The organism is Hyphomonas sp., from assembly GCF_041689225.1.
In the GTDB taxonomy this organism is placed as follows: domain Bacteria; phylum Pseudomonadota; class Alphaproteobacteria; order Caulobacterales; family Hyphomonadaceae; genus Hyphomonas.
This window is the reverse complement of the sequence record NZ_JBDNGN010000082.1, coordinates 21,450-42,686: the sequence shown is the minus strand read 5'-3', so window position 1 is coordinate 42,686 and position 21,237 is coordinate 21,450. Positions and strand designations below refer to the sequence as shown.

The window sequence follows — 21,237 nt, the reverse complement described above, 5'->3', positions numbered from 1 at the left end:
TCAGGAGGCCGACCGGGCGGGTGCCTCGCCGTCTGTGTGGAATCCCATCGCGTCGTAGGTCGCCTCCAGCGCGGATGCCAGCGAGGCCAACGTCTCGGTCAGGCCGTCACGGGGCTGGCCGTTGCCTGCGTCCCGCTCAAGCGATTCGCATATCTGCGCTACGCGCCTGGCGCCAGCGCTCAGCGCCATCGACTTAAGTGCATGCGCTTGACGAACGATTTCCGGGTTGGCCGCACCCGTGTTGATCAGCGTGGCCAGTGAGGTGCAGGCGCGCGGCGCCTCGGCGTGGAACATGGTCCAGATGCGCTGGCGGACATTCCGGCCTGATTGCGAACCGAGCGCATCCATGCTGGCAAGCGTGTCCAAGGCGAGCAGCTCGCCGGTGACGTCCGACGGATCAGGCTGGCCCGCCTGCATCGCGGCCTCGGACGAGTCCGAATCGGACAGGGCGGCTACCAGGCGCTCCATCGTGAACGGCTTCGTCAGGTAGCCATCTGCGCCGGCGCTGCGCCATGTACTGGCATCATCGCCGCTGACCTGCGCCGTCAGGGCGAGGAGGCGGGTGCGCGGCGAACCGGTCTTTGTCTCATGCGCGCGGATCAGCTGTGTCGCTTCGATACCGCCCATGACCGGCATCGATCCGTCCATGAGGATGATGTCAAAGGCGCCGGCTGCTGCCATTTCAACGGCTTCCTTGCCGTTCACCGCGAACGTCACGGCGATCCTGAGTGCGCCGAGCGTCTCGCGAAGCACTTCGCGGTTGACCGGGCTGTCATCGACAGCAAGGATCGACTTGCCTTCGAACGACGGCGTTTCGGCGTGGGTTGTCCTGGAATCGCGCACGGCGGTGCCGAGATAGTCCCCGGTTGCGGTGCGGGCCAGGAGGTCCGACAGCTCGGCGCGCGAGACCGGATTGGCGAGCGCATCGACGGCCGTACCGTCGCGCAGCAGCGCATCGGCCATCGTATCGCCGATATCGGAAAGAACGATGCATGGCACGCCGGCCGGGGCGGTATCGGCCTGCAGCGTGTTCGATGTTCCGATGATGAAGTCGGCATCGCCCGACACAATCGTACAGCCGAAGTCACGCAGGCTACGCTCCAGCGTATCCTGGACTTGCCCCGCTCCGACACGGACCATGGCCGACAAACCGACCGATGGAAGGGCTGGCGCGGCCTGGTCGACGGGCAGGACGACTTCAAGCCGGAACACGCTGCCGCGTCCGGGTTCACTCTCGACCGTAATCGTTCCGCCCATCGCATCGGCCAATCGGCTACAGATCGACAGGCCAAGGCCGGTGCCACCATATTCCCGGGTTGTCGACTGGTCGGCTTGGGAGAAGGCTTTGAAAACGGCGCCGATCTTGTCCTCGGCGATGCCGATGCCTGAATCTTCCACGTCGATGCTGATCGTCACCGACTCTTTGTCAGGGCCGGGGCGCGCATCGACACGGATTGTGACTCCGCCCGACGACGTGAACTTCAGCGCATTATTGACAAGGTTCGTCACGATCTGGTTCAGGCGGGTCGGGTCGCCCATGATCGAGACGGGTACGTTTGGCGAGACATACGTCGCCAGCTGCAGGCCCTTTTCACGGGCGCGTTCCCAGAACAGGCTGGCGACATCGGCCACCAGGGAATCGAGTGAGACGGGCAATATTTCGAGGTCCATCTTGCCGGACTCGATCTTGGACAGGTCGAGAATATCGTTGATGATCGTCAGCAGGCTCTTGCCCGACCTGTAAATGATGTCAGCATACCGACGATGACGCGGCGAGAGGTCGGCGGAGGTGAGCATCTCGGCCATCACCATCATGCCGTTCATTGGGGTGCGGATTTCATGGCTCATCGTCGCGAGGAAGTTGGACTTCGCCGCATTGGCCGCTTCGGCCTCATCGCGTGCGATCCGCAGGCTGTGCGTGCGCTCTTCAACGGTTTGCTCGAGCGAAGCGAGATGACGTGCGAGCCTAGCGTCGCGTTCGACAATGCTGCCGATCATTGTGTTGAAGGTTTCTGCGAGGACGCCGGTTTCGTCGCGCCCCCCCTCGATCCGTTCGATTGACGCCGCTTCATCGTCGCGAAAGGCGGCCATCATGGCAGTCAGCTGGCGCAGGGGGCGTGTCAGGTGAGTGATGGGCCATTGGGCCAGGACGATGCCGGTGAAGATAGCGACCAGCGACATGATGGCGGTGGCCCGAAGGCTGTCGAACACAGCTTCGCGAAGCGCGGAAATGTCGGCCAGCATGCCGAGCTTGCCGACCTGTTCGCCACCATTCAGGATCGGAATTTCGACATGCATCTGGCGTGAGGAAAACAGGTCACGTGCGGTCAGCGCACTGGCATCGTCCCGGCCGAGCAGGATTGCACCGCTGCCCAGCTGCGCGAACACGCGGCCGTTTGCCAACGTGATGTCTGTCTGGACGATGCCCGGCAGGTCACGTACGCCTCGCAGCATCGAGACCGCCGCGGCCTTGTCATTGCCGGCGACGGGGTCTGCGATGGCGGCGGCATAAGCGGATGCCGCGCCAGCGAGCAGGCTCTGCTGGCTGGCGACTTCGCGCTCGAAACCCTTCCACGCCATGAAGCCCGAAATCGACATCACGGTCGTGATGATCAGGACGACCACAAGCAGCGTGAGGCGTAGCCGGATGGAGCGGTAGATCGGCACAGTTGGGGGCGAAGTGTGCAAGGTGGCGGCTACTTCTCAATGGAACAGCCTGCAACGTCGCAGAAATTAACCAAGAAAGGCTCAAATCCGGGTGAGAAATTTAATGAAAATTGAGCGACCTGGAACGCGCTTCTGTAACGTTAGTACGATAGTTAAATAGCAAAATCTCGAGTACCCAAGCATGACTACCACCTTCAAGCGCCCAATTTCATTCGTCTTTGACACCGGTGCCAACGTGGTTGTGCCGGCTGCATTGGCCCTTTGCGCGCTGACAGCCATCGTCGGTGGGGTCATCGATATGTCGGCAATCGAAGGACAGAAGAAGTCCCTGCAGGTGTTAGCCGACAACGCGGCCCTCTCCGCTGCACGCGAGTTCGCGATCTCGGCCAATAACGGCCAGCGGATCGAGGAATCTGCAAAGGCATTCGTCATGGCGACAGCCAAAAATCCGAACATCAGCGCGATTGCGCAGGCGCATTTGGACACGCTAACGGTTGACGTCACGGTCCGTGCGCCGCCAAAAACCTTCTTTCCCGGTCCTGCTGCACAAGTGAAATCGCTTTCGGCATCGGCCACCGCCCGATTGGTGGGTGAAGCGAGCAACATCTGCATGATCGGCTTGTCGCCGAGCGCTGTTCGGACCGTTGTGCTGAACCAGAAGGCGCGCCTCACAGCAGAACATTGCGCCATCTATTCCAACTCCACCGACATCGCTTCCATGCAGGTCAGCCGCCTGGCCCAAGTCGTGGCCGACGAAATCTACACGGCGGGCGGTTTTATTGGACTGCCACCGAAGACGATGAAGCCACCGGTCACCGATGCGCCTCAGATTGACGACCCGCTTGCTGGCCGAACAGCGCCGCGCGTCGGCATGTGCGATGAGTTCGACCTCAGGGTAACAAAGAACCAGGTGCTTTATCCCGGCACCTATTGTGGCGGCCTTGACATCGACGGAGGCACCGCAGAGCTGCGCCCCGGGATATACATCATCAAGGATGGTCCGCTGAAGGTTGATCGTGGCGGGTCTCTGGTGGGCGAATATGTCGGATTCTATCTGACGGGCGACACGTCGAAGCTTTACTTCAACACCCTGTCCACCGTGGACCTGACAGCGCCCAAGACAGGCATTATGGCTGGACTCCTGTTCTTCTCGAACTCGAAGAATGCCACGACGACGCGAACGCTCGGCGCCAAGGTGCTGGTGCGGGGCCATGTCATTCGCAGCGACGATGCGCGGCGTCTTGTCGGCACGGTTTACCTGCCCGACGACAAGCTGGTCATCGACGGCAATTCGCCCGTAGCCGACAAATCGGAATACACGGTGATCATCGCCAAGGCGTTCCAGCTCAATAACGGGCCGAACCTGGTGCTTCAGACTGACTATGACGCTTCTGATATCCCGGTTCCGGATGGTGTCGGCCCGATGAAAGAATCGTCCGTCCGCCTTCTGCATTAGCGGCAGTAGAACGGCAGCATGATTATCAGATCATAAAGACTTTAAATGGAACAATGCTGACTCCACAGTGAGGCAGTCACGTTTGTGTCCCTCCGCAATGTCCTCGTTATTGACGATGATCCACTTTTCCGCGTGATCGCAGAAGAGACGTTGCTGGCATTGGGCGCTGGCGAAGTCACCGTCACGGAGGACGGCGCCCAAGGTCTCCAGATGGTGGCCCGAGGCGTTCGACCTTATCCTGTGCGACCTGAACATGCCGAATATCGACGGCGTCCTGGTGCTCCGCGAACTTGGCAGCCGAAATTATTCCGGAGCCCTGATTACCGTCAGCAGCGAGAAGCCGGCCGTCATCGAGTCCGTCCACACAATGGCCCGGCTGGCGGGTGTCAGAAAGTTGGGCGCGTTGAGAAAACCGCTGAAAGCGAATACGCTGCAGAAAATGATCCTGTCCGAGATGAGTCAGCCGTCCAAGCAAGTGATCGAAGTCTCACGGGATGAGGTGAGAGCCGCGCTGGACGCAAAAACGATCGTCCCGGTTTACCAGCCGAAGCTCGATCTCACCAAAGGTGGGATTCATAGCGTCGAAGTGCTCGCAAGGCACGCGCCGCCGGGCGCGGACCTGCAAAGCGCGTACGCGTATTTGCTAGCGAGTGAATCGCTCGGCATGATGCCTGAACTGACATTGAGCCTGATCGAACAGGTTGCGGTTCAGTCCCGCACATGGCGTGCTGAAGGGGTTGATCTCGGGTTTGCATTCAACATCAGTCCGAGCCTGCTCATGGACAAGAATTTGCCGGAGCGCATCGTTTCGGCGCTCGGTGAGACCGGCCTTTCGCCGCACATGGTGACACTGGAGATTACGGAAAACCAGCTTATCGAGTATTCGCCCGATGTCCTGGAGGTGCTCTCCCGCCTGAGGATCAAGGGATTCCATCTGAGCGTTGACGATTTTGGCACCGGCACAACGAGTTTCGAGCAGTTGCGACTCTACCCGTTTTCCGAACTGAAACTCGATCTGACGTTTGTTCAGGATGTCTTGACCGACAGTTTCGCGCGGCTGACGGTTGTAACGAGCCTGAAGCTCGCGCGCCTGCTGAATATGTCGGTGGTGGCCGAAGGTGTGGAGACGGAAGAACAGCTGGACTTTTTCAGAAAGGCGGGCGCGACCTTCGCGCAGGGCTACCTGATTGCGAGACCGCTTGCCGGCAACGATGTGATGCCGTGGCTGCGAGAAAATAACGGGCGGTGGACATCGCCCCTGCCGGATCAGCCGGACGCAGATGCCAAGTCAGCCTGACGGATCGAATCCCCATTAGGTCATCATAGGATAGGGCGTTTGAGTCTCCCAACCGGATCGACCTTCAGTGGTTTCGATCCGCTATGCCGGGCATCGGCATCGCGCCGCCAATCTTAAACAACAGTCATATGGCCGATTCGTAACTGGCGAGGCCGCCAGCGCAGGCTTATTCTAGAACGAAGGGATGGCGGGGGCGCCTGATCGGGTTGTGATTGGAGCCGACCGATGTTCTATCCGGAAATTCCCACGCGCTTGGCGAGGTTGTCTCGTAATCCTTTGCCGAAGGGCATGATTTCCAGCGCACAGGTGGATGCTGTTCGCCTTTTGACGGACCCCGAGACATTCGGCGGCCGCGCGCCGAGCTATTTCGACACTATCGTGTCCCACCTGATCGTCGATGGCAGGGACCTCTTTATCCTGCGCAAGCCGCTCGATCACGACGGCTTCAAATGCGCCACGGTGGAAGATCGCTGGAACTGGTGCGAAACGCAGTGCATGCGCGGATTTTCCCGCCTCGGCGCCGTTTCGGCCCGCCCGCTGCCGATCGTCAGGCGCGAGCACAGGCTTTGCCTCGGTGGGCCCGGAAGTATTCGGGACTGGGTCCTCAAGATTACGTGCGAATCCGTCATAGTCGAGCCGGGATTTATCACTCTGCGTCGCGCCGCATGAGGCAATAAATCGAGGCGAGTAATCTCACGAATACTCGCCTAATTGATATGATGACGCTATTGTACAGTCACTATATATGTCCCCGGGTAGAAGTTCGGGTCTTCTGCTGAAGTTCAGGGAAGTAGCGATGTCGTCAGAACGCATTGATTGGGACAATCTGCGGGTCTTCAGGATCGTCGCCGAACTCGGCAGCATGAGTGCCGCTTCGGCGCGTCTTGGCGAGTCTCCGCCAACGATTGGCCGGAAGATCGATGACCTGGAAAAAGCCCTCAATACGCAATTGTTCGTGCGTTCGACGCGCGGCGTCGAATTGACGGAAGTCGGCAAGGTGGCGCTGCGGCATGCCCACGTCATGGCCGACGCCGCGAATCTCATTGATCAGCAAGCCTCCGACAGGAGCCAGCCCGCGGAAGGCGTGATTGCGCTCGCGACAGGCGACGGGCTTGGGCCCTACTGGATCGCGCCCCGTCTTCCGAACTTCCAGCAAGCCAATCCGCGTATTCAGATCAAGATGAGCGTGCTTGAGCACACGCCGGACATCGGGGCCGGAGAGGCCGACATAGGCATACAATTCACCGAGCCGAAGAACCACGACCTCATTTCACGTCGATTGGGTACGCTGCACTATATCAGTTTCGCCTCCGCCGAATATATCGAGGAACATGGCGCCCCGAACAGCATGTTCGAGTATTTCCGGCACCAGTGCATCCTGCACCAGGCCTATGTGATGCAGATCGAACGATGGGCGCCGAAAATGTCGGAGCTCAAGAAGATGATCAATTTCGCGTTCGTCACCAATTCAGCGAGCTCGATGATTGAAGTGTGCAGGAACGGCGGGGGTATCGCCCTCTTGCCATCCTATATCGGCACGGTGGCGCCGACACTCGTACCGCTTGAGCTTCCGGAAGTCGCGCCAATCGAGTTCTGGCTCACTTACACGGAACGCGTATGGCGCCTTCCGCAGGGCAGGATCGTTCTCGACTGGTTGAGAAGCATTTTCGAGGCCAACGATGCCTTCTGGTTCGCCGACGAGTTCGTACACCCCAACAGGGCCAGCAACCGCGAAGAGGCGTTGAAGCCGTTCACGCCGCCGGGTCCGTCAGCCGCTGGATAAGGCCTTCAGAACGCGGGCCATGGTCTCGAGCTTTTCGGTGGACTTGGTGCGGTCGATCCAGTCATGGCATTCGGCGCGGACTTTCATCGACGGATCCATTGAAACGCTGTCGGCGTCGCTGTCATCCTCGAACAGATCGGCAATCGGCACGCGCAGGGCTTCGGCAACAGTGGACAGCATGCCCGCGCTGAGGCGGTTTGTTCCGGTCTCGTATTTTTGCAACTGCTGGTGACTGATTCCGAGTTCGGCGCCGAGTTCTGCGAGCGTGCGATTCTGCGCAATCCGGAGGGCGCGAATCTTGCCGCCAACGAGTTGGTCAACGCGTGTTGGAGCCCGCGAACTGGACTGTCTTGGTTCGTGCTTCACTTCAAATACCCCTCTAAAGTGCACCATGCATTTCGCGCACTGGGTGTTTAGGCAAGCGCGACCGCTATCAAAAATATGAAACGCGAAGGGCTTCGATAGCGCAGGCGTTGGGTAGGCTGCTATCGAGGCATGAAAATGGCGGCTATTTATAAACCTTTGGTTTCAAATCCCAAAAAAATCGCCAATCCCAGACTAATAGTCTTTTTTCCACCTTATGGAGAGCTTGTTTTCGCCGGTCGACGTGGTTTCCGACATCACGGAGATTTGATCTGCAGGTTCCCATTCGACTTCGACAGAACTGCCGTCTGCACCGGCAGCATTCAGTTGTAGGTAGACGTCATCAGCCAGGTACTGACCCACACCAAGTTCCGCATTTCCGGCATCGTTCGATCTGATCGACAGGCGGTCGACGCCCAGAACGGCCTGCAATTCGGCGGCCGGGTCGAAGCCGACGCTTCGACCGCTGAGACGGGCAATTGAGGAGGCCAGTTGCGCAGCCTCGACAGGGGACAGGTCAATCGATGAGCGCCCGAACAGCAATCGGGACAGGATCTCGTCTTGCGGCAGGTCAGGCGTACTCGACAACTCGAATACCGGATTGGTCGGTTTCTCGGAGACCTGGACGCGCGCCACGAACCCGTTGACCGACCGAGCGGCGTCAATGGCGATCCGCGCCGTGTCGAACGGGCCGTCAAAGGTGATCTTTCCGGTATCGAAGACGAAGGGGCGTCCAGCGAGATCAAGGTCGCCGCGCACCATCGTTGCCTGGCCTGCCAGACTCACGTTCGATACGGTTCCTGTCGCCGTGAGATCGAGCGCCCATTCGCTATTGAGTCCCCGGCCGGTGACGAACACGCGGCGCGCAGCGTCGATGTCGATATCGAGGTTCAGGGATTGTCGCAATTTGCTGGGTGTATTGGTCGGTTCATCGCCGTCGCTCCAGCGGACATCAATGGCTTTCGGGCCCGATGAGGGGAGATTGTCGAGCGACACGCGCGCTTCGTCGACAGTCAATTTACCCGAGACAAGGCGTCTGCTTTCGTCTTCGGTGAATGTGACCTTGCCGCTGAGGCGGGCCATATCCCCGTCGCGTTCGTAGACAAGCAGCCGGGTCAGGTTGGCGTTCAGCCGACCAGCATCCGGGCCGAGCGTACCATCCAGCGCCACTGATCCGTTTCCAGCGCTCTTGCCCGAACCGTTGAGAGATATCTTCTCGTCGGCAAGACCGGCCTTCAGGGTGATGTCGGTGAGTTTGAGTCCCGTCGTACCGAATTCGTAAATCCCGCCGGTGACATCCGCATTTGCCTTGTAGACGGGCTCGGAAAGCGATCCAGACATCGTCGCTGCCGCATCGATCCGACCGCCAATATCGTGGCCATAGGCAAGCGCAGCCGTATGCAATGCGCCCAGGTCGCCGTTCAGGGTGGCGCGTCCAGTCAAAGACTGCGTTCGGTCCAGACGGGCGAGGGATTCGGCAGACGGCGTGATGGGCAATGCCAGGTCTGCGACGAGGACGAGGTCCTTGCCGTAATTGCTCCTTGCATTGACTTTCAGTGTACTGTCATCGAGACGTCCAGTCAGGTCGAGTGAAAGCGACGTATCGAGTCCTGGAATGGGGCTGGTAGCGGAGAAGGCAAAGGATCCGGACGGGGATAGGCCGATGGGCCGAAACTCGCCGTGGCCGTTGAGGCGCGCATCGACATCGCCCAAGTTGGCGAGTGCAAACAGTGCGCCGAAATCCACGGCTTTGACATCGATTGCCAGCAGCGCCGTTTCGCCGGTGCCCGAAAGTTTGGCTTTCACCTCGCCACCGAGAAGCGAAAGCCGCCCATCCAGATCGGGGGTCTCGCCAAGACTCCAGTGAGCCGGTTCCGGTGTACTGAGCGGTTCGCCAAGAGCTGATCCTGACAGGTTGAACGTGCCATGGGGCGATGCGCCGGACAGGACAGCCTGTCCCGAAACCGCAAAATCGAATGGTCGCGAGGGTTGGTCGCTCTTCACACTGGCCTTGAAATCGTAACCGTCCTTGTTGTTCTTGATGTCTGCCGTGAACGTATCAAGCCGGAAGGCCGATGGCAGTTTGGCACCGCTACCATCAGCATGGGCCACGATCGACATCGGCTCCTGGCCTTCCTTCACGATGCTGCCAGTGGCGCGAAGGCTTTCAATTTGCACGTCTTCGGTCTTCAGGCCGTCGCCCTCGGCATTTACCAGAACGACAAGGTCGCCAGCCGGGCTTATTTCGGCCCGGCCTGTAATTCTAAGCGGGCCATATGTGCCGTTCAAGTTTTCGATCAGGGTGCCTTCATCGGCGCGCACGAGATCAGCTGTCAGGTCCAGCGTTTCGCCCGCCAGTTTGCCGCTCACGGCCATTGGCCCTGATAAACGCCCGTCGCTAATGCCGAGCGTGGTCGTCGTGGCGACTTGTTCGATGCGTCGGGAGGCGATCTCAAAAACGCCACCTGCTGAGGCGACACCTATCTCAAGCGCGCTGGCGGGGCCCGAAAGACTGACCGTGCCAGCGTGGAGGTCAAACCTGTTCCCGCTGATGTCGAGCGGTTCGGTTTGCACAAAGTCGAAGCGCAGTGTGCTGGCATCGCCAATGCGATACAGGCCGCCACCGTCGAACTGAACGCCGGCGCCTGACAGTTTTAACTTCGCGATACTTATCGTGTTGCCATCGACGGCGAGCGATGCGTTCAGTTTCGGCGCAGCACCTATCAGTGGCTGTATCGTATCGGGCAGTCCGGAAAACTCGATACCCGTCAGGATCGTCTCGATTTGCGGTTTGTTGAGAATGCCGTGCGCGCGGAATGTTCCAGATGCCCGCCCTCCGAACCCGCCGGGCAAGCTGTAAAGGGCCTGGTCCACCGTGCCACGCAAATCAAGCGTGCGCGCCTTCGGGCTCAACGTGCCCGAGGCAGAAACCTTGCCCTCTGGCAGCTCAAGTACGGAGGGGGAGAGGGTGAGGATGCCGGTATCGCGTGCGTAAACGCCACTCGCCACCAGATGGGGCTTAACTCCCATCAGGCCGGACAGGCTTTGATTACCCGACAGGATGCCATCACCGGTGAGCTCGGCTTTGAACGTGATCTGTTGAGTGATAAGCGAAACCGTCAAGGGTCCCGAAAGCCGGCTGAAGGACAGGTCCGCCCCCTCATGCGCGGTGAGGATCGCGCCGCCTGTGTAGGTTGGCACGTCGTTGGCCAACGCGAGTGTTCCGTCCAGCGAGAGGTCGGCTTCAAATCCCGCTAGGTCGGAGAGGCCCGTGAAATCGAGCTTGATTGCGGCGGGGCCATCCAGTGTCTTCGTGTCAATGTTCGCCTTGCCTGTGGCGGCCAACGTGCCCGACGCCAAGCTTGCGGACAGGTCGAACGCCGCCAGATTCTTATTGATATCGGCGCCCAAAACGAATCGCGCGTTCGCGCCGAGCAATTGCCGCAACGTGTCCGGAAAAGGCAAGACGGTTGCGTCGAGATCGGCGTTCGTAGTCAATCTTCCAGCCACGATCTTGGCAGTCATCGACGCAGCGTCCTCGCCTGAGACCTTCATCAGGAAATAGCCATCGCCTTCGTCTATTGTGCCGTCAGCTGAGGCGCTCAGGCTGGCGCTCTGCCCGGCCGCAAGTTGCAGTAGAGTCGCGAACGTGCCGCCCGCGGGTGCCTTTCCCTCGGCGTCCAGTTTGAACTGACCGGCGGCGTCCCGCTGGGCATCGATCCTGAATCGGTCGCCAAGGCCTTCAAGCGGTACAATGTCCAGTTTGGCTGTAACGACCGCATCGCGTCCACTGGAAAATGCCCCCGACACACTGAACGCGGCGGCTGGTCCGGCGACGCCTTCGGCGAGCGAGAGTTTGCCAATATTGAGATCTTCGAGTGTGACGCTCCAGCTGCTTTCGCCTGACGTTTCGCTCGGCGTTGTTTCAGGACGGCGGAGGACCGTTATTTCGCCAGCACTGGCGAGATTGAGTTCCACTTTGCGAGACAGGAGGGCGCGCGGTGTCCATTTCAGGCTGAGGTCGCTGGTGTTGAGCCATGTGCCCTCGGCATCGGCGATCGACAGCCGGTCGAGATGCATGCGCTTGAGCGGGTCGCCTGTCAGGCCCGATGCCGATATCGTTCCCAGGCTGGCGACCGTCCGACCGTCGATTTGCGACAGGACATAGGCTCGCCCGCCATCACTGTTGATCCAAAGGCGCACACCCATGATCATCACAAGCAGGAAGACAACAATCCCCGCGCCTGCCGACGAAAATGGCCGACGACGGATGAAATTGACGGATGTTTGGACGAAGGCCATCAGAATGACTGCCCGATGGATACGTAAAACTGGACCGGATCTTCCCCGTCGCGCCTATCGACTGGCGTTGCGATATCAACCCGGATCGGACCGAAGCCCGGATAATACCGGAAGCCAAAGCCGACGGCTGTGCGCATGTTATTGAAGACTTCGTCGGCGCTGTCAGCTGCCGCGCCGCTGTCAACAAACAGTACATAACCGAGCTTGTCACTGCGCCGCCAGCGGAGTTCAGCCGAAACGTCAAAAAGACTTCGACCGCCAATCAGGGCGCCGTTTGCGTCGCGTGGCGACAGGCTCTGGTATTCAAAGCCGCGCACCGAGCCGCCACCTCCCGCGAAGAACAGGCGGTCGATGGGAACGGCGTTGGAACCCAGAAAGGCGCCGAATTCGCCACGTATGGCGGCGACGAACGGCCCATCCGCAATCTTGTGGTAAGTGGAGCCGGTCAAAAGCATGCGCGTGTAGCCCGCCGTCGAGTCGCCCACCGACATGCCGGGTTCGATACCGAGAAAGGCGCGCTGGCCCGCTTGCGGATCGAGCGGTTGCATGACCGTCGAATAGGTTACGGCGAGCGGAAATGAAAGCGTGTAGAGTTCAATGGGCTCAGGCAGGGAGCTCAAGCTCGCCTCTTTCGTTCGCGTGGCATCAATCGAGGCGCCGGCAGAGAGCGTGAGTTGCTTGTTGAATGGCTGAGACAGTGCTGCGCCAACCTTGATGCCCTGCAAATCGTAGGCGTCGGTCTCCTCGGCGCGAATGCCGGCTTCGGCCGTGAGCGTGCGCCCGTAGCGGCCGATGTTCGGTCTCGTATACTCTGCGGTCAGGTCGCGCGCGACTGTCGCCACTTCGCCCTGCACCCGGAACGTGTCACCGCGACCCGTTACGTTTCGGCGCTCCCAGTATGCGTCTGCGCCGACACCGTCAGTGGTCGAGGCTGTAACGCCAGCGCCGACGGAGCGGCGTTTGGCATCTGAAAGCGTGAGTTGGACCGGGTAGTAACCATCTTCGTCTGGCGTTTTGGATAACTCTACACCGATGCCGTCGAAGAGGCCGCTGCTGCGCAGGCGAAGGCGCAGCTGGTCGATCTTGTCGGGTGTATAGGCGTCGCCCGGTTTCCAGGTCCGGAGGGCGCAAATCGTTGTGACTTTGCACCCCCCCGATTCCAGGACGACCATGTCTCCGAGGCGAACGAAAGGGCCGGGCGCCAGCGCGTAGGTCAGCTCGACCGTCTTGTCCTTGCGCGAAGCTAGTGCGTCGATCCCGCCGCTTTCGGCGAACGCGTGGCCACCCTGGCGAAGCGTGCGGACAAATTGTGCATCCAGCGCCTCTATGTCCGAAGTCCGGGCAGGCGCCCCTATGGCCAGGGATTTGCGGTCGTCTTCGAGCGACGCCGTCAGCGTGCCGCTTACGTCGGCATCGAGGGTCAGGGTGACCGAGGCGACATGGAACATGTCGCCGGCGGATACGTCCAGACGCGGTTTCTTGTCGACTGACTCGATCAGTTCGGGCGACACATCGGCCGCGAGATAGCCTTCGGATGCGAGGAACTCTTCGAGCGTGTCGGCCGACGCCGCCGCCTTGCGCCGCGATTCGAGTACGCTGCGAGGCGCTGCATCGTCTGTTTCGAGCACGGCTTTTGCCTTGGTGTCCAAACCGGAGGGCAGCCCCTCCAACTCGACCGGCACCTGCCGGCTGATAGACCCGGTGCCATTTCCGCTGTGCCCGGGAAAGCCGGCGCACGCCGTCACGGCACCCAGCAGGCACACGCCCGTGGCGGGGTGCGTCAGAGCTCTCCCGGCTACGGTGGTCAAGCGGGCAAGCCGTTGTGACATCGGAGAATTTACCATCTTGATTTCAATGCGAGGATTGCGCCAGTTTTCCTAAATGAAGGCTGAACAGGGCTGTCTAGTGTGCAGATAAGCCTGCCGATGACAGATTTCGCCCCAAACACTGCACGTTAACGGCAAATTTTCGGACAAATACGAGCGATCTCGGCGCTTTTTCCCGGTTGCAGCAGGTACGGCAGTCTCTGTTTGCCAGCCAGCCTGCACACACCGTATGATCAGTGAATGGACAGATTGCGGGGCAATGAATGACGTATTTGATGGTGCTTGGCGGCTTGGTCCTGCTTTTCATTGGCGGGGAGGCGCTCGTCCGCGGATCGGTCAGCGTCGCGCGCAAGCTCAATATTTCCGAATTGGTGATCGGCCTCACCCTGGTTGGTTTCGGCACGTCGGTTCCCGAACTTGTGACCAGTTTGAGGGCCATCGACCAGAACGCGGTGGGCATCGCCGTCGGCAATGTCGTCGGATCGAATATTGCCAACGTGCTGCTCGTGCTCGGCGTTGCTGCGATGATCCGTCCTATCCTGACCAATCCGCGCGCGCTGGCCAGGGACGGGCTCATCATGCTTGCCGTCACGGCGCTGCTCTGCGCCTTGATCTGGTTTGATCTTTTCAGTCGCCCCGTCGGCATAGCGCTCCTCGGCGCCTTGTTCGTCTACCTCACCTATTCTTTTGTCGCAGACCAGCGCCGCGACAATGAGGCTGCCGTGATGCACGTGGCCGAGGGCGAAGCCGTCGAGGCTCGCTACGGCCTGTTCCTCGGGCTGGTCATTGCCGTGGCCGGACTGGTTGGTGTGGTGTTTGGCGCCCGGCTGCTGGTTGACGGGGGTGTCGTCATCGCGCGGGATTTCGGGATCAGCGAAACAATTATCGGCCTCACAATCGTCGCCATCGGAACCAGCCTGCCCGAATTGGTGACCTCGGTTGTCGCCGCCTATCGCGGCAAGTCAGACGTCGCGCTGGGCAATATCATCGGCTCGAATATCTTCAACGTGTTGGGCATCCTCGGTGTCACGGCGGTGGTCCATCCATTCAGCGTCCGGGGTGATATCTCTGCCGAGGCGATGTCTCAGGGGCATCATGCGAGCATCATATCGTTCGAAGATATCGGCGCGCTGATCCTGTCTGTCTTCCTGCTCATGCTGTTTGCGATAACCGGAAAACAGATTGCGCGCTGGGAGGGCGTCGTTCTCCTGCTTGCCTATGCGCTCTATTTCGGCCTCTTGTTCGATCTTGTCCCCGTTCCAGGAATTCTCCCCCATGCCTGATAATCCGATCTACCAGGGGCTCGGCCAGCTCGGCCAGCAGACTCCCGCTCCGCAAAACCCTGACGACGCCCGCCTCGAACGCGTGCCCAATCCTCATGCCGGAACCCTCTACCTCACCCGGTTCGTCGCCCCCGAATTTACCTCGCTCTGCCCGGTCACGGGACAGCCGGACTTTGCGCACATCGTGATCGACTATGTGCCGGGTGACTGGCTGGTGGAGAGCAAGAGCCTGAAGCTCTATCTCACCAGTTTCCGCAACCACGGTGCGTTCCACGAGGATTGCTCGGTCGCCATCGGCAAACGGATACATGCGTTCACCGAGGCAAAGTGGCTGCGGATTTCTGCCTATTGGTATCCGCGCGGCGGCATCCCGATCGACGTTTTCTGGCAATCCGGTGAGGTGCCTGCGGGCCTCTATGTGCCCGACACCGGCGTCGCGAGCTATCGCGGCCGGGGCTGAGTCAGGCGGGAGAGGTCCAGCGCACGATCTTTTCGCTCATGTCCGCCCGTGGGCGCTCCGGGCATCCCATCGTCGCCGTGCCGAGATAGATAAATCCCGCCACGCGTTCGTCCTCGGTCAGGCCGAGCGTCTTGGCGACGCCCGGATCGAACGCCATCCACTCGGATAGCCAGACCCCGGCCCAGCCGGCTGCGTTCGCGGCTAGCAACAGGTTTTGGCAAACCGCGCCCGCCGAAAGTTCCTGCTCCCAGACCGGCGTCTTGTGCGCATGGTCAGGCGATGAAATCACGGCCACGATGACGGGTGCGCGAAGGGGCAGGCCTGCGGCTTCCAGCACATCCTTGGATTCGGCGTCGGGCGTATTCGCGTCATGGATCCGCGCCAGTTCCTTGCCGAACGACATGCGCGCATCGCCTTCGAAAACGATGAACCGCCAGGGCGACAGCTTTCGGTGGTCCGGCACGCGGGCCGCCACACGCAACAGTTCATCGAGCGACTCCGGCGAAGGGCCGGGCTCCGTCATGTGATGCTTGCTGGCGGAGCGGCGCAGCGCGAGCAGGGCGCGCGCCTCGGCGCTCGGTCGAACCGGCAGCATAGTCGTGCCAACGGGCGGGGCAGGGGGGAAACGATTTGCCATGCCGGTACATAGCCAGACCGGCGCGCCACCGAAAGAGGCTTCTCGCGATGTTTCTGCTTGCCCGAACTGCCGGACAGGACTAATTTGGTGAACAGTGTTCACTTTCTGAACATGTTTCAACGATATTTGACGCCCCATGCCAGATGACCTGTCCCTCGAAGCAACGCCGGCGGAACGCCGCCGACTCAAAGTGCGCGGCGCGATTATCGAAGCGGCCGAGCGCGTCTTTGCGACAGAAGGCGAGGCAGGCCTTTCAATTCGCCGCCTTGCAGAAGAGATCGATTACTCGCCCTCCGCCATATACAAATATTTCGGTTCCAAGGAGGAGCTGATCGACGAACTCAAGGAGGTTTTCTTCGAACGCCTCCTGTCTCGTGTCGGCAAGATTTCCTGCGCCGATGTGCCTTTCTCGGAACGCGGGCGGGCATGCGTCACAACCTATATCGTGACGGCGATGGAGCGCCCGCACCACTACGCCGCAGCGTTTTCAAACGCTGGGGGCACGCCGGTTCAGGTCCAGTCGCAAGACTGGGAGGCGTTTACCCAGACTTACAAGGGGCGGGCCTTCGGCGTCCTCGTCAACATGGTGCGCGAAGGCCAGTCACTCGGCGTATTCGACTCCAAACTCGACCCCTACCTGTCAGCAAAATCCGTGTGGGCCGCGTCCCACGGGCTTGCCCAATTGATGACCCACTTGCCGCACTTTCCGGCGCTTCTCCCGACTGACCAGCCGGTGTCGGCAAGCGCCTTTATCGCCTTCCACGCAGATCTCGTCTTCCGGGGACTGCAACCGCCCGGCGAGGCGCGGCACGCTGACTCCACGTCTGAGGATTGAGACCATGACGCCTTCCGATCACTATCAGGGCGACGAGGCCCGCGAGAAGCGCCCGACCTTTCTGAAGGGCGTTGTTTTCCTTGTGATACTGTTCCTTGTTGGCGCGGGACTGTTTTTTGCCGCGATACAGTTACGCAGCGCCGAAGGGCCGAAAGTTGCCTCTGAAGCGCCGGAACCTCTGACCGTTTCAGTGTCACCCGTGCGACTGGCGAAGGAATTTCGGATTGATGAATCGTTCAGCGGCCTTGCCGAAGCCCGCCGCAAGAGCCAGCTCGGTTTCTCCAGTGGTGGCCGCATCCAGTCCATCGCGGCAGATATGGGCGACCGGGTCAAACAGGGCGAAACGCTTGCCCGCCTGGATACACGCAGCCTGGGCGCTCAGCTCGCCTCGGCAGAAGCGGTCGTCGAGGAGGCGCGCGCTGCCCATTCCCTCGCGCTGAATACGGTCGAGCGCCAGCGCACCCTGAAACTGCAAGGCCATGTCTCGCAGCAGCGCGTCGACGAGGCTGAGGCGCAGGCAAACACATCCATGGCGCGTATCGCCGCAGCCAAGGCACAGGCTGACACGTTGCGTGTCCAGATTGACCTTTCCCGCATCACGGCGCCGTTCGATGGTGTCGTCACGGCACGGATGGTTGACGAAGGCTCCATTGCGGCGCCCGGATCGCCCGTGCTGGAATTGGTCGAAACGGGTCATCTGGAAGCCCGAATCGGCCTTCCGGCCAAAAGTGCGGCGCGCCTGCATCCAGGTGAAATCTATGAGCTCGTCGCCGACACCGGCCCCGTTGATGCCAAATTGCGGACGGTGACTGGCGTAATAGATGCCGACCGGCGGACGGTGACTGCCATGTTCGATGTCGAGAACCCCGGCGAATTGCCCGCTGGCGCGGTAGTGCGCCTGTCGATGGAGCGCCAAATCGACGAACCTGGGTTTTGGGTGCCGGTGAAAGCCATGTCGACCGCGTCTCGTGGCTTGTGGACCGTGTTCGTTGCCGTGCCCTCAGAGAACGGATGGCGCGCCGAACCGCGGCCGGTCGAGATGGTGCATTCGGAAGGCGGACGGGGGTTCGTTCGCGGACCGGTTCAGGAAGGTGACCGCGTGATCGTGGACGGCCTTCAGCGGATCGCGCCGGGCATGCCGGTGATTCCGCGCGACGCGACCAGCGCCGATTCCCCGAACGAAGGCTGAGGGCCCGGTCCGATATGCGTACTCTGTTTTTCCGTCTCCCCCGCCTCACGATCCTGACCATATTGGTCATCCTGATCGGTGGCCTAGGTGCGATGTTTTCGCTTGGCCGTCAGGAAGATCCGTCGCTGGTCGAGCGATATGGATTCGTACTGACAACACTTCCGGGCGCTGACGCCGAGCGTATGGAGGCGCTCGTCACCGAACCGTTGGAAGCGGCTTTGATGGAACTTCCCGAGGTCGATGAAGTGGAATCCGTTTCGCGCCCGGGTGTATCGCAGGTCAGCCTGAATATCCGCGACGACCTTACTGAAGCAGAGGTCGATGATGCCTGGACCCTGATCCGCCAGAAGGTCGAACTCGCCAAGACCAAATTCCCGCCGGGAACCAGTGCACCAGATATCCACAGGCAGTATGTCGGTGCGGCCACTCTGGTAGTCGGGCTTGTCTGGGAGGGCGAAGGCGATCCGCCTCTCGCCGTGATGGGGCGCATGGCGCTCAACATTCAGGACCGGTTCCAACGCCTGCCCGGCACTGAACTGACCGATCTCTACGGCGTGCCTGCAGAAGAAGTCCGCATCGTTGTCGATCCGGAGGCGCTGTCAGCAGCCGGCCTGACCGTCCGCCAGGCAGCATCGCTGATCGCTTCGGCAGACAGCAAGACACCGGCCGGGCGCCTGCGCACCGATGGTGGGAATATCGGCCTCGAAGTCGGTGGCGAGTTTGACAACATTTCCCGTATCCGCAGCGTGCCGCTGCTGCAGCGGCCTGACGGGACGGCGGTGCGGGTGAGTGACGTCGCCACAGTCCAGAAAGGGTTCGAAGATCCACCGGTGCGTATGGCGCTCGAAAGTGGCAAACGCACGATTTTCGTGGCTGCGTTCATTTCGGAAGGCCAACGCGTCGATAAATGGGCCGAGACCGCGCACCAGGTCGTGCGGGATTTCGCCGTAGACACACCGCCTGGTTTGCGCATCGATACGGTGTTCGACCAGAGCACGTATACCAATGCGCGCCTCAACGGCCTCGCCAAGAACCTTCTGATGTCAGCCTGTATCGTAATCGTCGTTCTTTTCTTCACGATGGGCTGGCGTTCGGCGCTCGTGGTCGGTTCGGCCATACCGCTCACCGTTGCGCTCGTCCTGATCCTGTTCAAGGTGTTCGGCAACCCGCTGCATCAGATGTCGGTCACCGGCCTCGTTATTTCACTCGGTCTTTTGATCGATAATGCGATTGTGGTCGTGGATGATTTCGACCAGATGCGTGCGCGCGGGGCGACGCGCCTGCAGGCCATCGACAAGAGCCTCAATCACCTGTTCGCACCGCTGGCCGCATCGACTCTGACCACCGCATTGGCATTCGCCCCGATTGCCCTTCTGCCCGGCGGCGCCGGCGAATTTATTGGCATGATCGGTCTGTCGGTCGTGTATTCGATCACCGCGTCCTTTGTGATTTCCGTAACGCTTATCCCGGCCATGGCGGGGTGGTTCGATCGCACGCGAGGCTGGGAAAAGGGTGCTCACAAACGACCGCGCCGCTGGTGGCGCGACGGCGTATCGGTCGATTTCATCTCCGACGGCTATCGGGCAACCATTGAGGCGGTCTTGCGGTTCCCGCCGCTCGGTATCGTTCTGGCCGTCGCCCCGGCAATCCTTGGCTTCTATCTGGTCGGTCAGCTGCCATCGCAGTTTTTTCCGCAGACGGAACGTGACCAGTTCCAGATCACGATGCAGTTGCCACCGGAAGCCAATCTTTCCGATACGATTGCGTCGACCAAGCATGCCAGCGAACTTATTCAGGCGATGGAAGGCGTGAAATCCGTCACCTGGGTCTTGGGTGAGCCGTCGCCGCGCGTCTATTATAACATGATCAACAATACCGAAGGCGTGGAAGGATTTGCAGCAGGCTGGGTCCAGTTGGACGGCAACCAGCGCACGCACGAGATTGTCGCCAGGGTCCAGAGCGAAATGCGCGCGGAATTCCCGGGCGCACGCTTCCTCGCCTTGCCATTCGAGCAGGGCCCCCCGGCGGATGCCCCGATCGATTTTACCATCATGGGCGACGATTTCGAGATACTCGGCCGTCTGGGCGATGCAGCCCGCACGATCCTCGCGCAGACACCCGGCGTGACTTACACGGTTGCATCGCTGGAACTCGGCGCGCCGACAGTCAGCCTGAAGGCCGATGAATCCGCCTCGGCGCTTGCTGGTCAGCGCCTCACCCAATTGGCGTCAGCCATGAATGCCGAACTGGAGGGGGTCCGCGCGGGCTCCATCTTGGAAGGCACCGAAGAACTTCCCGTTATTGTCATCGGTCCCGACAACCGCCGCGGCACACTGACAGACCTGCGGGCGATGACTGTCGGCGACGGGACGCCCCTGTCTGCGCTGGGCACTATGTCGCTTGATCCCAAGACCGCTGTGGTCTCGCGCCGCGACGGTCAGCGGGTGAACCAGATCCTCGCCTATCTCGATCCCTACACGCTGCCGGCGCCGGTCTTCGCAGACTTCCAGGCACGGCTTGAGGCCAGCAATTTCACGCTGCCGCCGGGCTATTCGATCCGCATTGGCGGCGAGGCGGAAAACTCAGGCGAGGCAATCGGCAACCTAGCCGGGGTCGGTATTCCCCTGATTCTGGTCATGGCCGGTGCGATCATGCTGGTCTTCAACTCGTTCCGCATGATGCTGTTGATCCTGACCACTGGCTTCCTGTCGATGGGGCTCGCCTTCTTCGGCGTCTGGTTATTCAACCTGCCGTTCGGCTTCAACGCGATCATCGGTGGCCTGGGGCTGCTGGGTATCGCAATCAACAGTTCCATCGTTGTCCTGTCACTCTTAAAGGCCAGTCCGGCTGCCATGGCCGATGACGTGATCGCCCAGCGCGAGATCGTCGTGGATGCCACTCGCCACATCGTCGCCACCACGCTCACGACCATGGGCGGATTCATTCCGATCCTCCTGTCAGGGGACTCTTTCTGGATGCCGCTGGCAGCCGGAATTTCAGGCGGCGTCGCCGGATCAGCCCTCTTGGCGCTCTACTTCACGCCGGCGGTTTTCCGTATCATGACTTTGAAACCCATACGAAAAACACTGATCCACCTGTTCGGTCGGCGGCGGGTCCCTGCGGAATGAGGCAATTGTGA

General features: G+C 60.7%; 14 protein-coding genes. 9 read left to right on the top strand and 5 right to left on the bottom strand.

Annotation, left to right across the window (positions count from 1 at the left end; translation table 11 throughout):
- Entirely contained in the window at positions 1-2,688 is a 2,688-nt protein-coding gene (locus tag ACESNB_RS07725; RefSeq protein WP_373005970.1) for an ATP-binding protein, read from the bottom strand.
- Between the two features lie 160 nt (positions 2,689-2,848).
- Between ACESNB_RS07725 and ACESNB_RS07720 the strand changes: the two genes are divergently transcribed.
- The 4 genes from ACESNB_RS07720 (at position 2,849) to ACESNB_RS07705 (ending at position 7,203) form a co-directional block, all read left to right on the top strand.
- Complete coding sequence (locus ACESNB_RS07720; protein WP_373005968.1) at positions 2,849-4,123, top strand: pilus assembly protein TadG-related protein; 1,275 nt, start codon at positions 2,849-2,851, stop codon at positions 4,121-4,123.
- Positions 4,124-4,289: 166 nt separating this feature from the next.
- On the top strand, positions 4,290-5,420 hold the full coding sequence (locus ACESNB_RS07715) for an EAL domain-containing protein (protein ID WP_373005984.1): 1,131 nt from the start codon (positions 4,290-4,292) through the stop codon (positions 5,418-5,420).
- Positions 5,421-5,645: 225 nt separating this feature from the next.
- Positions 5,646-6,089 carry a hypothetical protein gene (locus ACESNB_RS07710; protein WP_373005966.1) on the top strand — a complete coding sequence of 148 codons (444 nt, stop codon included), beginning with the start codon at positions 5,646-5,648 and terminating at the stop codon, positions 6,087-6,089.
- A gap of 127 nt (positions 6,090-6,216) precedes the next feature.
- On the top strand, positions 6,217-7,203 hold the full coding sequence (locus ACESNB_RS07705) for a LysR substrate-binding domain-containing protein (protein WP_373005964.1): 987 nt from the start codon (positions 6,217-6,219) through the stop codon (positions 7,201-7,203).
- Here ACESNB_RS07705 and ACESNB_RS07700 read toward each other — a convergent pair.
- From ACESNB_RS07700 to ACESNB_RS07690, 3 genes are all read right to left on the bottom strand, one after another.
- Positions 7,189-7,569 (bottom strand): helix-turn-helix domain-containing protein, encoded by a 381-nt coding sequence (locus tag ACESNB_RS07700; protein WP_373005962.1) that lies wholly within the window; start codon positions 7,567-7,569, stop codon positions 7,189-7,191. The genes ACESNB_RS07705 and ACESNB_RS07700 overlap by 15 nt on opposite strands.
- A gap of 192 nt (positions 7,570-7,761) precedes the next feature.
- The gene (locus ACESNB_RS07695; protein ID WP_373005960.1) at positions 7,762-11,868 is read right to left on the bottom strand and encodes a translocation/assembly module TamB domain-containing protein; all 4,107 of its coding nucleotides are present in this window, start codon (positions 11,866-11,868) and stop codon (positions 7,762-7,764) included.
- On the bottom strand, positions 11,868-13,676 hold the full coding sequence (locus tag ACESNB_RS07690) for an autotransporter assembly complex family protein (protein ID WP_373005958.1): 1,809 nt from the start codon (positions 13,674-13,676) through the stop codon (positions 11,868-11,870). The genes ACESNB_RS07695 and ACESNB_RS07690 overlap by 1 nt, the downstream gene beginning before the upstream one ends.
- A gap of 281 nt (positions 13,677-13,957) precedes the next feature.
- Here ACESNB_RS07690 and ACESNB_RS07685 point away from each other — a divergent pair, with 281 nt between their 5' ends.
- Both ACESNB_RS07685 and queF read left to right on the top strand, forming a co-directional pair.
- Complete coding sequence (locus ACESNB_RS07685; protein WP_373005955.1) at positions 13,958-14,977, top strand: calcium/sodium antiporter; 1,020 nt, start codon at positions 13,958-13,960, stop codon at positions 14,975-14,977.
- Entirely contained in the window at positions 14,970-15,437 is a 468-nt protein-coding gene (gene queF, locus ACESNB_RS07680; RefSeq protein ID WP_373005953.1) for a preQ(1) synthase, read from the top strand. Before ACESNB_RS07685 ends, queF begins: the two co-directional genes overlap by 8 nt.
- Before the next feature lies 1 nt (position 15,438).
- On the opposite strand, the gene ACESNB_RS07675 is transcribed toward queF, so the two are convergent.
- The gene (locus tag ACESNB_RS07675; protein ID WP_373005951.1) at positions 15,439-16,074 is read right to left on the bottom strand and encodes a nitroreductase; all 636 of its coding nucleotides are present in this window, start codon (positions 16,072-16,074) and stop codon (positions 15,439-15,441) included.
- Positions 16,075-16,210: 136 nt separating this feature from the next.
- Here ACESNB_RS07675 and ACESNB_RS07670 point away from each other — a divergent pair, with 136 nt between their 5' ends.
- From ACESNB_RS07670 to ACESNB_RS07660, 3 genes are read left to right on the top strand one after another with little or no spacing between them, the layout of a single operon-like run.
- Positions 16,211-16,909 carry a TetR/AcrR family transcriptional regulator gene (locus ACESNB_RS07670; RefSeq protein ID WP_373005949.1) on the top strand — a complete coding sequence of 233 codons (699 nt, stop codon included), beginning with the start codon at positions 16,211-16,213 and terminating at the stop codon, positions 16,907-16,909.
- A gap of 4 nt (positions 16,910-16,913) precedes the next feature.
- Entirely contained in the window at positions 16,914-18,098 is a 1,185-nt protein-coding gene (locus ACESNB_RS07665; protein WP_373005947.1) for an efflux RND transporter periplasmic adaptor subunit, read from the top strand.
- A gap of 14 nt (positions 18,099-18,112) precedes the next feature.
- The gene (locus ACESNB_RS07660; protein WP_373005945.1) at positions 18,113-21,226 is read left to right on the top strand and encodes an efflux RND transporter permease subunit; all 3,114 of its coding nucleotides are present in this window, start codon (positions 18,113-18,115) and stop codon (positions 21,224-21,226) included.
- The last annotated feature ends 11 nt before the right edge of the window (positions 21,227-21,237 follow it).

What these genes read in the sequence shown, in the direction of transcription:
- ACESNB_RS07665 (WP_373005947.1), top strand. Translation starts at nt 16,914, where the DNA reads ATGACGCCTTCCGATCACTATCAGGGCGACGAGGCCCGCGAGAAGCGC.
- ACESNB_RS07685 (WP_373005955.1), top strand. Translation starts at nt 13,958, where the DNA reads ATGACGTATTTGATGGTGCTTGGCGGCTTGGTCCTGCTTTTCATTGGC.
- ACESNB_RS07705 (WP_373005964.1), top strand. Translation starts at nt 6,217, where the DNA reads ATGTCGTCAGAACGCATTGATTGGGACAATCTGCGGGTCTTCAGGATC.
- ACESNB_RS07675 (WP_373005951.1), bottom strand. Translation starts at nt 16,074, where the DNA reads ATGGCAAATCGTTTCCCCCCTGCCCCGCCCGTTGGCACGACTATGCTG.
- ACESNB_RS07710 (WP_373005966.1), top strand. Translation starts at nt 5,646, where the DNA reads ATGTTCTATCCGGAAATTCCCACGCGCTTGGCGAGGTTGTCTCGTAAT.
- ACESNB_RS07670 (WP_373005949.1), top strand. Translation starts at nt 16,211, where the DNA reads ATGCCAGATGACCTGTCCCTCGAAGCAACGCCGGCGGAACGCCGCCGA.
- ACESNB_RS07720 (WP_373005968.1), top strand. Translation starts at nt 2,849, where the DNA reads ATGACTACCACCTTCAAGCGCCCAATTTCATTCGTCTTTGACACCGGT.
- ACESNB_RS07660 (WP_373005945.1), top strand. Translation starts at nt 18,113, where the DNA reads ATGCGTACTCTGTTTTTCCGTCTCCCCCGCCTCACGATCCTGACCATA.
- queF (WP_373005953.1), top strand. Translation starts at nt 14,970, where the DNA reads ATGCCTGATAATCCGATCTACCAGGGGCTCGGCCAGCTCGGCCAGCAG.
- ACESNB_RS07695 (WP_373005960.1), bottom strand. Translation starts at nt 11,868, where the DNA reads ATGGCCTTCGTCCAAACATCCGTCAATTTCATCCGTCGTCGGCCATTT.